General features: G+C 57.2%; 15 protein-coding genes and 1 pseudogene. 11 read left to right on the top strand and 5 right to left on the bottom strand.

Annotated features, from left to right (window positions below):
* The first annotated feature begins 185 nt into the window (after positions 1-185).
* The 3 genes from pyrF to V7Q41_RS11355 are packed head-to-tail and all read left to right on the top strand — an operon-like array spanning position 186 to position 1,802.
* Positions 186-1,025 carry an orotidine-5'-phosphate decarboxylase gene (gene pyrF / locus V7Q41_RS11345; RefSeq protein WP_333845972.1) on the top strand — a complete coding sequence of 280 codons (840 nt, stop codon included), beginning with the start codon at positions 186-188 and terminating at the stop codon, positions 1,023-1,025.
* Positions 1,026-1,051: 26 nt separating this feature from the next.
* Positions 1,052-1,486, top strand: coding sequence for a nucleotidyltransferase substrate binding protein (locus V7Q41_RS11350; RefSeq protein ID WP_333845973.1), 435 nt, complete (start codon positions 1,052-1,054; stop codon positions 1,484-1,486).
* Positions 1,473-1,802, top strand: coding sequence for a nucleotidyltransferase family protein (locus V7Q41_RS11355; RefSeq protein ID WP_333845974.1), 330 nt, complete (start codon positions 1,473-1,475; stop codon positions 1,800-1,802). Before V7Q41_RS11350 ends, V7Q41_RS11355 begins: the two co-directional genes overlap by 14 nt.
* Positions 1,803-1,854: 52 nt before the next feature.
* On the opposite strand, the gene V7Q41_RS11360 is transcribed toward V7Q41_RS11355, so the two are convergent.
* On the bottom strand, positions 1,855-2,244 hold the full coding sequence (locus V7Q41_RS11360) for a glutaredoxin family protein (RefSeq protein ID WP_333845975.1): 390 nt from the start codon (positions 2,242-2,244) through the stop codon (positions 1,855-1,857).
* A gap of 77 nt (positions 2,245-2,321) precedes the next feature.
* Here V7Q41_RS11360 and V7Q41_RS11365 point away from each other — a divergent pair, with 77 nt between their 5' ends.
* A complete protein-coding gene (locus V7Q41_RS11365) occupies positions 2,322-2,792 on the top strand; it encodes an FKBP-type peptidyl-prolyl cis-trans isomerase (protein WP_333845976.1) in 471 nt (156 codons plus the stop codon).
* A 2-nt stretch (positions 2,793-2,794) separates the two neighbouring features.
* Here V7Q41_RS11365 and uvrA read toward each other — a convergent pair whose 3' ends face one another.
* Positions 2,795-5,770 (bottom strand): excinuclease ABC subunit UvrA, encoded by a 2,976-nt coding sequence (uvrA, locus tag V7Q41_RS11370; RefSeq protein WP_333845987.1) that lies wholly within the window; start codon positions 5,768-5,770, stop codon positions 2,795-2,797.
* 269 nt (positions 5,771-6,039) lie between these two features.
* Here uvrA and V7Q41_RS11375 point away from each other — a divergent pair.
* From V7Q41_RS11375 to V7Q41_RS11395, 5 genes and pseudogenes are all read left to right on the top strand, one after another.
* Positions 6,040-6,270 (top strand): annotated as a pseudogene (locus V7Q41_RS11375) (BrnT family toxin); the annotation flags it as partial.
* A gap of 34 nt (positions 6,271-6,304) precedes the next feature.
* Complete coding sequence (locus V7Q41_RS11380; RefSeq protein ID WP_333845977.1) at positions 6,305-6,592, top strand: BrnA antitoxin family protein; 288 nt, start codon at positions 6,305-6,307, stop codon at positions 6,590-6,592.
* 110 nt (positions 6,593-6,702) lie between these two features.
* Positions 6,703-7,890, top strand: coding sequence for an MFS transporter (locus V7Q41_RS11385; protein ID WP_333845988.1), 1,188 nt, complete (start codon positions 6,703-6,705; stop codon positions 7,888-7,890).
* 27 nt (positions 7,891-7,917) lie between these two features.
* On the top strand, positions 7,918-8,412 hold the full coding sequence (ssb, locus tag V7Q41_RS11390; RefSeq protein WP_333845978.1) for a single-stranded DNA-binding protein: 495 nt from the start codon (positions 7,918-7,920) through the stop codon (positions 8,410-8,412).
* Between the two features lie 89 nt (positions 8,413-8,501).
* Entirely contained in the window at positions 8,502-8,810 is a 309-nt protein-coding gene (locus tag V7Q41_RS11395) for a hypothetical protein (RefSeq protein WP_333845979.1), read from the top strand.
* Positions 8,811-8,839: 29 nt separating this feature from the next.
* On the opposite strand, the gene mnmA is transcribed toward V7Q41_RS11395, so the two are convergent.
* A complete protein-coding gene (gene mnmA, locus V7Q41_RS11400; RefSeq protein ID WP_333845980.1) occupies positions 8,840-9,994 on the bottom strand; it encodes a tRNA 2-thiouridine(34) synthase MnmA in 1,155 nt (384 codons plus the stop codon).
* A gap of 7 nt (positions 9,995-10,001) precedes the next feature.
* Positions 10,002-10,502, bottom strand: coding sequence for an NUDIX hydrolase (locus tag V7Q41_RS11405; RefSeq protein WP_333845981.1), 501 nt, complete (start codon positions 10,500-10,502; stop codon positions 10,002-10,004).
* A gap of 110 nt (positions 10,503-10,612) precedes the next feature.
* On the opposite strand from V7Q41_RS11405, the gene V7Q41_RS11410 reads away from it, so the two are divergent.
* Together V7Q41_RS11410 and V7Q41_RS11415 are read left to right on the top strand one after the other, a co-directional pair.
* Entirely contained in the window at positions 10,613-12,301 is a 1,689-nt protein-coding gene (locus tag V7Q41_RS11410; RefSeq protein ID WP_333845982.1) for a long-chain-fatty-acid--CoA ligase, read from the top strand.
* Positions 12,298-13,056: a 5'-methylthioadenosine/adenosylhomocysteine nucleosidase gene (locus V7Q41_RS11415; protein WP_333845983.1), complete on the top strand. Its 759-nt coding sequence runs from the start codon at positions 12,298-12,300 to the stop codon at positions 13,054-13,056. The genes V7Q41_RS11410 and V7Q41_RS11415 overlap by 4 nt, the downstream gene beginning before the upstream one ends.
* Here V7Q41_RS11415 and V7Q41_RS11420 read toward each other — a convergent pair.
* Positions 13,057-13,295 (bottom strand): CorA family divalent cation transporter (locus V7Q41_RS11420; RefSeq protein WP_333845984.1); only part of this gene is annotated, 239 nt, incomplete at its 5' end.

Raw genomic sequence — 13,295 nt, forward strand, 5'->3', positions numbered from 1 at the left:
ATCGTCAGCCGCCGCACCCAAGCCGTGTCACTATTTGAGGTTGAAACATTGCAAGCCGCAGTCTGGGGGTAGAGGCAGTGGGCAGGTGACGATTTCTGGTACTCCAGCATGAGGAACCTGCCCACTGCCTCTGCCCACAGCGAGCACAGCCAAATACACTCAAACAAGCCTTCTAAAATCAAAGCATGACCTTCCTTGACATGCTCAAGCGCGCAGAGCGCCAAAACAACTCCATGCTCTGCGTGGGCCTTGACCCAGAACCGGCCCAGTTCCCTGACCGCATCAAAGGCGATGCCAACAAGATTTACGACTTCTGCGCGGCCATCGTCGACGCCACGGCGGATTTGGCCATGGCCTTCAAACCCCAAATCGCTTACTTTGCTGCGCACCGCGCTGAAGGCCAGTTGGAGCGCTTGATGGCGCACATGCGCCGCGTCGCGCCCCAGGTGCCCATCATCTTGGACGCCAAGCGCGGCGACATTGGCAGTACCGCTGAGCAATATGCCATCGAAGCGTTTGAGCGTTACGGTGCAGACGCCGTGACCCTCTCACCCTTCATGGGTTGGGACTCGGTGGCTCCGTATTTGAAGTACCACGGCAAAGGTGCTTTCTTGTTGTGCCGAACTTCTAACCCTGGCGGTGACGATTTGCAAAACCAACGCCTCGCGTCTGTCGAAGGCCAGCCTTTGTTGTATGAACACATCGCCAAGCTCGCCCAAGGCCCCTGGAACCTCAACGGTCAACTGGGCTTGGTGGTGGGGGCGACTTACCCCGCCGAAATTGAACGTGTGCGTGAACTTGCACCCACGGTGCCGTTGCTGATTCCTGGCGTGGGCGCCCAAGGTGGCGATGCCGTGGCCACCGTCAAAGCTGGCTTGCGTGAGGCCGATGGCCACACCACGGGGCCCATCATCGTGAGCTCATCGCGCGCGATCTTGTATGCGTCAAAGGGGGATGACTTTGCAGAGGCGGCGCGTCGTGTGGCGTTGCAAACGCGCGAGACTTTGCAGGCGGCGCGTGCTTAATTGATGGCAGTTTTTCAGGAGCAACCATGGCTTTGAATGTGCAACATCTCAACCGAACGATCGCCACCTTAGAGCAGGCGCTGCTGGCCCTTGCGCAGCAACCTGCGACGCCTAACAACATGCTGTTTGATTTGTACCGCAACGCGGCCATTAAGAGCTTTGAGCTATCACTAGAAACCGCAGGCAAGCTCATGCGTAAAGCCTTGAAAGCATTTGAGGCCTCGCCTCGCAGTGTGGATGCGTTGGTGTTTAACGATGTGTTGCGTCATGCTGGCAAGCATGGCTTACTCAGCAGCGACGCGGTGGAGCGCTGGCTGGCCTATCGCGCCAACCGCAACAACACGGCACATGATTACGGCGAAGGGTTTGCGAATGACACGTTGCTGCTCTTGCCTGCGTATGTGCAAGACGTGCACAGCTTGTCGGTCGCTTTGCAAAAGGTGTTTGATGCCAGCGCTTAACCTGCTCGCGCTCGATTTGTCAGAACGCCATCTTCACACCTTGCAAGCGCTCCTGGCCAAGCACACGCCACAGGCGCAAGTGTGGGCTTATGGCAGTCGTATTCATGGCCATGCCCACGAGGGCAGCGACTTAGACTTGGTGCTGCGCAACCTCGACGACCTGACCCAAGACGTCTTGGGCTGGCATGAACTCAAAGAGGCCCTGCAAGCCAGCGACTTGCCTATGTTGGTGGACGTGCATTTGTGGTCACGATTGCCGCAGGCCTTTCACGCGAACATTCAGGCGGGGTATGTGCAGCTCCAACCTGAGCTGTAATAAAACTTAGAGTTGATGGCTGGTGCGCCAACAAGCCCACGCCGAGCTTCTCTCAGCGCTGGAAGCTTGCGCGCAGGTAGCCCACGATAGCGGTCGAATCTTGCAGCCACTGGGTGTGGCCGTTGGCGTCAGTGATCTTCAAGCAAGGCACTTTGTTAGCACCGCTGCCTTGCAGCAGCTCGTCGCGGTGGGCCGCGTGGTGCTGCGCATCGCGCTTTTCAATCGGCAGCGACAGGCGGCGCATTTCTTGGCGCACCTTGATGCAAAACGGACAAGTGTTGAACTGGTACAGCGCCAAGCTTTGGCATTGCAGATCCACCGCAGCTTGGGCCGCAGGGTCGCGCTGCACGCCCTTTGGCTGAGTGACGCGCTCTTTGAGCAACATGACAGGGCCCAGCACAAGGCGCAGGGTTTTGAAGAAGGCACGGATGACAGGTTTCATGGGTGTGAATGGTAAGGCTTGATGACGCGCCGCCGCCGAGGTCGTGGACAATGGCGTTTTTCATTCAAAGCCTCGCCATGCAGATCACCCAAGACACGGCCGTCACCCTCACCTACCAAGTCACCACCCCCACAGGCAAGCCTTTGGACTCGGGGCATTTGTCGTATTTGCATGGCGGTTATGACAATATTTTCCCCAAGGTCGAAGCCACACTCCATGGCCAAGCGGCGGGCTTTGCCGTCAAGCTGGATTTGAGCGCTGCCGACGCGTTTGGCGAGCGTGATGAAGCCTTGGTGCGCGTCATTCCTAAAGCCGAATTTCCACCAGGCGTGAAAGTGGGCGGACAGTTGCAGGGCGCAGGTGAAGACGGTCAGCCGCGCGTGTTCAACGTGATCAAAATCAAAGGCCCCGAAGTGCACCTCGACGGCAACCACGCGTTGGCGGGCCAAGCGTTGCGTTTCAGCTGCACCGTGACCGATGTGCGCGCCGCCACGGCAGAAGAAATTGCCCATCGCCATGTGCATGGCACACATGGGCATCAGCATTGAAATCAGCTCGGTAGTAAGCGTTTCAAATACTTCCCCGTAAAGCTGGCCGCATTCGCTGCCAACTCCTCTGGCGTCCCCACCCCCACCACCGTGCCGCCCCCGCTGCCGCCCTCGGGCCCCATGTCAATCAGCCAGTCGGCGGTTTTGATGACGTCCAAGTTGTGCTCGATGATGACGATGGTGTTGCCCGCATCGCGCAGGTGTTGCAGCACTTTCAGCAGCAGCGCAATGTCCGCAAAGTGCAGGCCCGTGGTGGGCTCGTCCAAGATGTAGAGCGTGCGGCCTGTGTCGCGTTTGCTCAGTTCCAAGGCCAGCTTCACGCGTTGCGCCTCACCGCCAGATAGCGTGGTGGCCGCTTGGCCGAGTTGCAAATACGACAGGCCCACGTCCATCAAGGTTTGCAGTTTGCGCGCGATGTTGGGCACGGCGTTGAAGAACTGCAAAGCAGCCTCGACCGTCAGCTCTAAAACCTGCGCAATGTTTTTGCCTTTGTACATCACCTCGAGTGTTTCGCGGTTGTAGCGCAAACCGTGGCACACATCGCAAGGCACATACACGTCGGGCAAAAAGTGCATTTCCACTTTCACCATGCCGTCGCCTTGGCAGGCTTCGCAACGGCCACCGCCCGAGGCTGCGGCCACGTTGAAGCTAAATCGCCCTGGGCCATAGCCGCGTTCGCGAGCCATGGGCACTTCGGCCATCAGTTCGCGAATGGGGGTGAACAGGCCGGTGTAGGTGGCGGGGTTGCTGCGCGGTGTGCGGCCAATGGGCGACTGGTCCACGTTGATGACTTTGTCGAAATAGTCGAGGCCCGTGATTTCGTCGTGCGCTGCGGGCTCGTCGTGTGCGCGGTGAATGGCGTGCGCGGCTGCGGTGTACAGCGTGTCGTTGACCAAGGTGGATTTGCCCGAACCCGACACGCCGGTGACGCAGGTGAGCAAGCCCACAGGAAAGTCGGCGGTGACGTTTTGCAGGTTGTTGCCACGCGCGCCACGGATGCGAATGACTTGATGTTCGCAGGCGTCTTTGTGCAGTTTGCGATGGAATTTGAGCTCTTCTGCATCCACAGGCACGAAGGGATTGCGTTTGGGCGGCACTTCAATGCGCAGTGCTTGCGCAAGGTAGCGCCCAGTCAATGAGTTGGGGTTGGCTTCAATCTCAGCCGGGGTGCCACGCGCCATCACTTGGCCGCCGTGCACGCCCGCGCCGGGGCCCATGTCCACGCAAAAGTCGGCGGCGCGAATCATGTCTTCGTCGTGCTCCACCACCAGCACGCTGTTGCCGATGTCACGCAGGTGTTTGAGGGTGTCAATGAGGCGGTCGTTGTCACGCTGGTGCAGGCCAATGCTGGGCTCGTCCAACACATACATCACACCCGTCAGGCCCGAGCCAATTTGGCTAGCCAAACGAATGCGTTGTGCTTCGCCGCCAGACAGCGTGTCGGCGCTGCGGTCGAGGCTGAGGTAGTTCAAGCCCACGTCGTTCAAGAACTTCAAGCGTGAGGCAATCTCGCGCACCACTTTGTCTGCAATCTCGGCTTTGGCGCCTTGCAGTTTGAGCGTGTGGAAGTAGCCAAAGCACTCGCCCAAGGTGGTGTGGCTGATGTCAAAAATGCCGCGCATCTGATCGCCCTCGCCAATGCGAACATTCCGCGCTTCGCGGCGCAGACGTGTGCCGCCGCAAGCGGTGCAAGCGCGTGAGCCACGGTAACGCGAGAGGTCTTCGCGCACCACCACCGAGTCGGTCTCGCGGTAGCGGCGCTCCATGTTGACCAAGATGCCTTCGAAGGGGTGTTTTTTGCTCAGCTTTTTGCCAGAGCCGTTGTCGAGGCTGTAGTTGAATTTGATGTCTTCTTCGCCCGAGCCGTACAACAGCACTTGGCGTGTCTCGGGGCTCAGGTCTTCGAAGGGCGTGTCGAGGTCAAACTTGTAGTGCTTGGCCAAGCTCTCCAACAAGGTGAAGTAATGCGCGTTGCGGCGGTCCCAGCCTTTGATGGCGCCGCTGCCCAAGCTCAGCGACGGAAACGCCACCACACGTGCGGGGTCGAAATAGTCTTGGTGACCCAAGCCGTCACACGAGGGGCAAGCGCCCACGGGTGAGTTGAATGAGAACAAGCGCGGTTCTAGCTCGCTGATGGAATACGTGCACTGCGGGCAAGAAAACTTGGCGTTGAAGCTGTGTTCCACCTCTGTGTCAATTTCGAGGGCAATGGCGCGGCCTTCGGCCAGACGCAAAGCAGCTTCAAAGCTTTCGGCCAGCCGCTGGCGCAGTCCGGGCGGCGGTGCGGCCAACGCCACATCGCCAACGCTGGGTGCAGCCAAAGGGCTGTCTGTTGCTGGCGCTTCGTGGCGCACCTTGATGCGGTCCACCACCACGTCGATGTCGTGCTTCTCTGTTTTCTTGAGCTCAGGCAGCTCGTCGTATTCGTACACCTTGCCCTCGATGCGAAAGCGCACATAGCCCTGCGCTTGCAACTGGTTGAACAGCTCGCTGTACTCACCCTTGCGGTTGCGCGCGATGGGCGCGAGCAGCATGAGCTTGGTGTCTTCGGGCAGCGCCATGACAGCGTCCACCATTTGCGACACGCTTTGCGCTTGCAGCGGCAAGTTGTGGTCGGGGCAATACGGCGTGCCTGCGCGGGCAAACAGCAAGCGCAGGTAGTCGTGAATTTCGGTCACTGTGCCCACGGTGGAGCGCGGGTTGTGGCTGGTGGCTTTTTGTTCAATGCTGATGGCGGGCGACAGGCCCTCAATCAGGTCGACATCGGGCTTGTCCAAGCGGCCCAAAAACTGGCGTGCGTAGGCCGAGAGGCTTTCTACATAGCGGCGCTGGCCTTCGGCATACAGCGTGTCAAACGCGAGGCTGGATTTGCCCGAACCCGACAAACCCGTGATGACCACGAGCTGGTTGCGCGGAATGTCGAGGTCGATGTTTTTCAGGTTGTGCGTGCGCGCCCCGCGAATGCTGATGTTGCGCATGGCAGAAGGGTGGTTCAGGGCTTGGCCTAAATAGGCGCCGTCAGAAGGTGCGTTCACTGGACACTCAAAATAAAAGGGCAACCCGACATGATAGTGGGTGGGTGGTTGATGGGCCTTGCATCAAATGGAAGTGACAATTCAATGGGAGTTTCGGGAACTTGCAGCGCTTCGAGCGCCTAGCACTAAAGGATTGTTTAGTGTTTTTCTAGCCGCCAGTTGTTAAAGGGAAATTTGGAGAATATTTCAATTTTCTGTAGCTACATTAAAATATGCGTATCGAGTTCGATCCGACCAAAAATGCGAGTAACCGGCTTAAGCATGGTGTTTCGCTAGCCATGGCCGCAGAGCTTGACTGGGACGCTGCTTGGGTATGGGTGGATGAGCGGGTTAATTACAACGAAATGCGCATGATTGCGCTTGCTCCAAAAACCGAAATTCTTTATTGCGTGGCGTTTGTGGACCGTGGTGACGTACGAAGAATCATCAGTCTTCGTCGAGCCAACCGACGCGAGGTGAAGCACTATGTCGAAAACGATGAAACGCTCTCAAGTTCAAATGCCAAGTGCGCAGGAAGACCGCGCCTTCACCGCTGCCGCCAAGCGCGACCCAGATGCTCAACCGCTGACAAGCCAACAGCTCAAGGCCATGGTGCCCATGAAAGCTTTGCGCGGACGGCCAAAGTCTGAGAACAAAAAACGCTTGGTGTCGGTGCGATATAGCCCAGAGGTGATTGACTATTTCAAGTCCACGGGAGATGGTTGGCAATCGCTTATGGACACCGTTTTGCGCCAGTATGTGGCGCGTCATTCACGCAGCACTTGACCTGATCTGATTCGCCGCCATATTTGGCGGCTGAGTTGCAGAATGCGGGACAATGGCAGGCTGTGACCCTTATTCTGACCCCCACCCCCGCGCTAGACGACAGCCCCACCATGACGCCAATGGAGCGGCGTGCCAGTTTCACACTCGCGTCCATTTTTTCGCTTCGGCTGCTGGGGTTGTTCTTGGTGATGCCCGTGTTTGCGCTGGAGGCGCGCAAGTACCCTGGCGGAGACGACCCCGCGTTGATTGGCTTGGCCATGGGCATTTATGGTTTGACGCAGGGCATGTTGCAAATTCCATTTGGCATGGCGTCGGATCGATTGGGCCGCAAGCGGGTGATCATGTTTGGCTTGCTGGTGTTTGGTTTGGGCAGTTTGTTGGCGGGATATGCGGATTCTCTGAGTGAGTTGTTGGTGGGTCGTGCCCTGCAGGGTGCGGGTGCCGTGTCCGCGGCGGTGACGGCTTTGTTGGCGGATCAAACCCGTGACGTGGTGCGCACCAAAGCCTTGGCCTTGGTCAGCGCTGGCATTGGGCTGATGTTTGCTTTGTCGCTGGTGGTGGCACCTTTGTTGAACGCCCATATTGGCTTATCGGGTTTGTTTTTTCTCACCGCCGTGTTGGCGGTGATGGGAATGGCGGTGGTGGTGTGGGCGGTGCCGCCTGAGCCCGCTGTGCTCAAAGATGCGGGGCGGGGCGGTTTGCGACGGGTGCTGTCCGATCCTGCGTTGCTGCGTTTGAATATCGGTGTGTTTGTGCTCAATGCGGTGCAACTGGCTATGTGGGTGGTGGTGCCCGCCATGTTGGTGCAAGCGGGTTGGCTCAAAGACGACCACTGGCAAATTTATCTGCCTGCGGTGTTGGGTTCTTTTGTGGTGATGGGTGGTGTGTTTCCTTTAGAGCGGCGCGGTTATTTGCGCGCTGTGTTTTTGAGTGCCATTGCCCTTCTTGTTTTAGTGCAACTCGGTTTGCTCTGGGTGTCGTCGGATACACCCAGCATCACGTGGCTGGCTTGGTTGCTGTTTGCCTTTTTTTGTGGCTTTAACGTGCTGGAAGCGACGCAGCCCAGCATGGTGTCGCGCATTGCGCCCGCGTCGTCGCGGGGCGCGGCCATGGGCGTCTACAACACTTTGCAATCCTTGGGCTTCTTTGCAGGTGGTTTGATGGGCGGCCAGCTGGCCAAATCCTATGGCACACAAGGCTTGTTTTTAACCAGTGCGGCACTCATGGTGCTGTGGTTGGTGGTAGCTTGGCCGATGGTGGCGCCGGCGCCTCGGCAGCATGTCGCAAAGACCGCATAATTAGTCATCTACTGGAGGAATTTACCCATGGCATCCGTTAACAAAGTCATCCTCGTCGGCAACTGCGGCCGCGACCCTGAAGTGCGCTACCTGCCCAGCGGCCAAGCCGTGGCCAATGTGAGTGTGGCGACATCGAGCAAGCGCAAAGACAAAACCAGCGGCGAGATGATTGAAGACACGCAGTGGCACCGTGTCACGTTTTATGACCGCTTGGCAGAGATCGCTGGCGAATACGTCAAAAAAGGCCGTCCGATCTACGTCGAGGGCCGTTTGAAATACGGTGTCTACACTGACAAAACCACGGGCGTAGAAAAAAATACGGTGGACATCATTGCGACTGAGTTGCAACTCTTGGGCGGTCGCGAAGGCATGGGCGCACCGAGCGGTGGTGGTGGCGAAGAAGGCGGCTACAGCCGCCCTGCAGCAGCTCCTCGCGCAGCTGCCCCCGCAGCGCAACGCCCAGCAGCGGCAGCGCCTGCCAAGGGTGGGTTTGATGACATGGATGATGACATTCCGTTTTAATCTGACCGCGCCACGCGTAACGAATAGACCGTCTCAAAGTTGACCAAAATAATTAAATATTTGCGTCAACAGTTGTTCATTTCAGTCCGTTGTTTGATCACTCCGATGTTGGAGTTGATCGAAAACTTAAAAGGAAACTGTGTATGAACAAGTTGATTGCCTCTTTGATCGTTGGTGCTTTTTCTGCTGCCGCGTTCGCAACCACACCGGTTGCTTCAGTGGCAACTCCTGCAACTGCTGCGCCCGCTGGAGTCGTCGCAGCAACCAAAGCTGAAGCTGTTCCAGCCGCTCAAGCGCAAGCCAAAAAAGTGGTGAAGGAAAAAGCGGATGTTGTGAAGGCCGATGCCACCAAAAAGGTAGAAGCCAAAGTGCCGGCCGCTGCTGCTGTACTCAAGTAAAACCAACGCGGCATGACGCCGCAGGCAACTCAGGCAGGGGTTGCGTTCAGCGCTGCAGCGCTGGCTATGACCCCGCCGCCCAAACACACCTCACCGTCATACAACACAGCCGATTGGCCTGGTGTGACGGCCCACTGAGGATCATCAAAGGCGAGCAACAGCTCGCCTTTTATGTTGAAGCTCAGCGCACACGGGGCGTCGGCTTGGCGATAGCGGGTTTTGGCAGCGAAGCGGCCCAAGGCAGGTGCATGGGGGGCACACCAACTCAAGTCATCCGCCTGCAGCGCGCCGTAAAGCAACCAAGGATGGTCGTGGCCTTGGACCACATATAAAGTGTTGGTGGCTAAGTCTTTGCGGGCTACAAACCAAGGTTGGTGTTCGCCAGCGCCGCGCAAGCCGCGGGCACGCAGGGCGTCCATGTCAGCACCTTTGGCTTTGAGGCCGCCAATGCCTAGGCCTTGGCGTTGGCCTAGCGTGTAAAAACTCAAGCCCACATGGGTGCCAATATGGCGGCCGCGTTCGTCTTTGATGGGCCCAGGCTCGTTGGCGATGTAGCGGTTTAAAAATTCGCGGAAAGGGCGCTCGCCGATGAAGCAAATGCCGGTGGAGTCTTTTTTCTTGGCGTTGGGTAAGCCGATGTCATCTGCAATACGGCGCACTTCGGTTTTGTGCAACTCGCCCACGGGAAACAATGTTTTAGACAGTTGCGTTTGGTTCAAGCGGTGCAAAAAGTAGCTTTGATCTTTGCTTGGGTCCAGGCCTTTAAGCAACTGAAACTCGCCGCCCACTTCGCGTACACGGCAGTAATGGCCAGTGGCAATTTTTTCAGCACCTAGGCGCATGGCGTGGTCTAAAAATGCTTTAAATTTTATTTCTGCATTGCACAAAATGTCTGGGTTTGGCGTGCGACCACTTTGGTATTCGCGCAAGAACTCAGCAAATACGCGGTCTTTGTATTCGGCGGCAAAGTTGACGTGCTCGATGTCAATGCCAATCACGTCAGCCACGGCTGCAGCGTCTACGAAGTCGATGTTGGATGAGCAGTATTCGCTGCCGTCATCGTCTTCCCAATTTTTCATAAAGATGCCGATGACCTCGTAGCCTTGCTGCTTCAGAAGGTAGGCGCTGACCGCAGAATCAACGCCGCCGCTCAAGCCCACCACCACACGTTTGTTATTTGCCATGTGGCAATTATCTCTTTGCAAGATCCAACACACTGGGGTCGGTGTAGATCAGGCTGAGTGGAAAGCGTTGGCCTGCCAAGTGGTCTTCTACGCAGCGCAGCACCAGAGGGCTGCGCAAGCGGCGCGCGTTGGCACGAATTTCATCTGGTGTCATCCATAGCGTGCGCACAATGCCCTTGTCGAGTTTGGCGCCTGGCACGGGCTCGCCCAGTTGGCCGCAAAACGCGAGGCGAAAGTAGGTCACGTCTTGCGCAGCGCGACCTTCGCGTGCAGGGCGCTGTAAGCGCGAGATGTAGATGCCGACCAGTGCTGTGGGCTCGAAGGTGTGCGTGGTTTCTTCCAGCGCTTCTCGCGCGCAGCCATCTGCGGGGGACTCTCCCGGGTCAAGGTGGCCCGCAGGGTTGTTGAGACGCAAGCCTTCAGGGGTGTGCTCTTCAATCAGCATGAAATGGCCATCGCGCTCAATGATGGCGGCGACGGTGACACTGGGCTTCCAACGGTGATTCATTGGGTGATTATCTTTCGGGTTTTTCCGCCTCTGTCGTCTTTGAAAAGTCGTGTAACCTTGCGCCACCCTGACGTAGGTCAAACTTCCAAAAGACAGCATGAGGCGATCGCATGAACTCTACACAAAAGCCTTGGTTAAGCGCTTACCCAGCAGGCGTACCCGCAGAAATTGACATCACTGCTTACAGCTCGCTGGTCGATCTGATGCAAGAGAGTTTTCGCAAATACGGGGACCGCACGGCATTTAGCTTTCTTGGTAAAGGACTGAGCTACAAAGAGCTTGACCGTTTGAGCCAAGTGTTTGGCGCTTACTTGCAAAGCTTGGGGCTGGTGTTGGGTGACCGCGTGGCCATCATGTTGCCCAACGTGTTGCAGTACCCCATCGCCGTGGCCGCTGTGCTGCGCGCTGGTTTTGTGGTGGTCAACATCAACCCGCTTTACACACCGCGCGAGTTAGAGGCGCAGCTCAAAGACTCGGACGCCAAAGCCATCGTGATTTTGGAAAACTTTGGCGCCACCTTGCAAGAGTGCCTGGCTCGAACTCCTGTCAAGCATGTGGTGTTGTGCGCCATGGGCGATCAGCTGGATTGGCTCAAAGGCACGGTGGTGAACTATGTCGTGCGCAAGGTAAAAAAATTAGTGCCTGCGTTTCATCTTCCAACAGCGGTGCGCTTCAATGACACCTTGGTGCAAGGTGAGCGCTGCACGCTGACTGCACCCGAAATTCACGGTGACCAGTTGGCGGTTCTTCAATACACAGGGGGTACCACGGGTGTTGCAAAAGGGGCCGAGTTGCTGCACCGCAATGTGATGGCCAATATGTTGCAAGCGTCGGCTTGGTTTGAGCCCGCGCTCAAGCGCATTCCTGCCAACGAAGTGCCGACTTTTATTTGCCCGTTGCCGCTCTATCACATCTTCGCGTTCACGCTCAACATCATGGCCTGCATGCGCATGGGCGGTTGCTCGGTCCTGATTCCCAATCCGCGTGATTTGCCAGCGGTGTTCAAAGAGCTGACCAAGCATCGCTTCCATGTGTTTCCTGCAGTCAACACATTGTTCAATGCCTTGGTGAATCACCCCGATTTCAACAAAGTGGATTGGTCACACTTGGTGGTGTCAGTTGGCGGTGGCATGGCTGTGCAAGGTCCTGTGGCGAGACAGTGGCTGGAGAAAACAGGTTGCTCGATCTGCGAAGCCTACGGTTTGTCAGAAACCAGCCCCGCCGCCAGTGGCAACCCCGTGACCAACACAGCCTTCAATGGCTCCATTGGTGTGCCTTTGTCCAGCACGGACATGAAGATCATTGATGATGAAAACAATGAAGTGCCCGTCGGCACCCCAGGCGAGATTGCGATTCGTGGGCCGCAAGTGATGGCTGGCTATTGGCAGCGCCCCGAAGAAACCGCTCGCGTCATGACAGCAGATGGTTTCTTTAAGTCGGGCGATGTGGGCGTGATGGACGAGCATGGTTATTTCCGCATCGTGGACCGCAAGAAAGACATGATTTTGGTCAGCGGCTTCAACGTCTATCCCAACGAGGTAGAAGAAGTGGTGGCGGGTTTGGCCGGCGTGATGGAATGCGCTGTCATTGGCATTGCTGATGAGCACTCAGGCGAAGCCGTCAAGTTGGTGGTGGTGCGCAAAGACCCTGCTTTGACGCAAGAGCAAGTGATGGAGCACTGCCGCCAAAACCTGACGGGCTACAAGCGCCCGCGCGTGGTGGAGTTCCGCACCGAGTTGCCTAAAACGCCGGTTGGCAAAGTGCTGCGACGCGAACTCCGAGACAAATCCCCTGCATGAGTCGCATTGCGCTGGTCAGCGCCATGCACGAAGAGTTGGCCGCGGTGCTGGCGCGCATGCCCGACGAGCAAAAAACCGTGGTCGCAGGCCGCGAATTTTGGGTCGGCCACTGGCATGGTCAAGAGGTGGTGGCCGTGTTGTCGCGCATTGGCAAGGTGGCAGCGGCGACCACGGCCACTGTGTTGATTGAGCGGTTTGGTGTCAACCGCATACTGTTTACTGGCGTGGCGGGCGGTTTAGCCCCTCAGGTGAATGTGGGTGATGTGGTGGTGGCGCGTGAGTTCATTCAGCACGACATGGATGCATCGCCATTGTTTGCGCGCCATGAAGTGCCTTTGACAGGTATGACCCGTTTTCCGGCAGATCCCACATTGAGCCATGCCTTGGCTGTTGCGGCACCACTGGCGATGCAAGACATGTTGGCCACATTGCACCCGTCGCAGTGGCTGAATTTAGATTTGGCGAAAGCCCAATTCCACCAAGGCTTGATTGTGAGTGGTGACCGCTTTGTTTCGCAAACGATGGAGAGCCAAGCTTTGCGACGTGAGTTGCCCGATGCCTTGGCGGTAGAGATGGAGTGCGCTGCGATGGCACAGGTGTGTCATGACTATGGCGTGCCCTTGGCCGCAGTGCGAATCATTTCAGACCGTGCTGACGACTCGGCCCATGTAGACTTTCAACGCTTCATCCAAAGCATCGCTAGCCGTTACAGTGCGGCAGTGCTTGATCGTGTGCTGTTTGCCCTGGCTGCTTGATTATTTGAGCCATCCGCGCTTGCGGAAGTACCACATGGGGCCGATCGCGCTGGCCAACATCAATGCCAATGCAAGAGGGTAGCCCCAACTCAAGCTGAGCTCTGGCATGTATTGAAAGTTCATGCCGTAAATGCTGGCAATCAAGGTGGGCGGCAGCAGCGCGACGCTTGCAACCGAGAAGATTTTGATGATCTTGTTTTGGTTGATGTTGATGAAACCCACGGTCGCATCCATCAAGA

The sequence above is a fragment of the Limnohabitans sp. genome (assembly GCF_036804465.1).
Taxonomy (GTDB): Bacteria; Pseudomonadota; Gammaproteobacteria; order Burkholderiales; family Burkholderiaceae_C; genus Limnohabitans.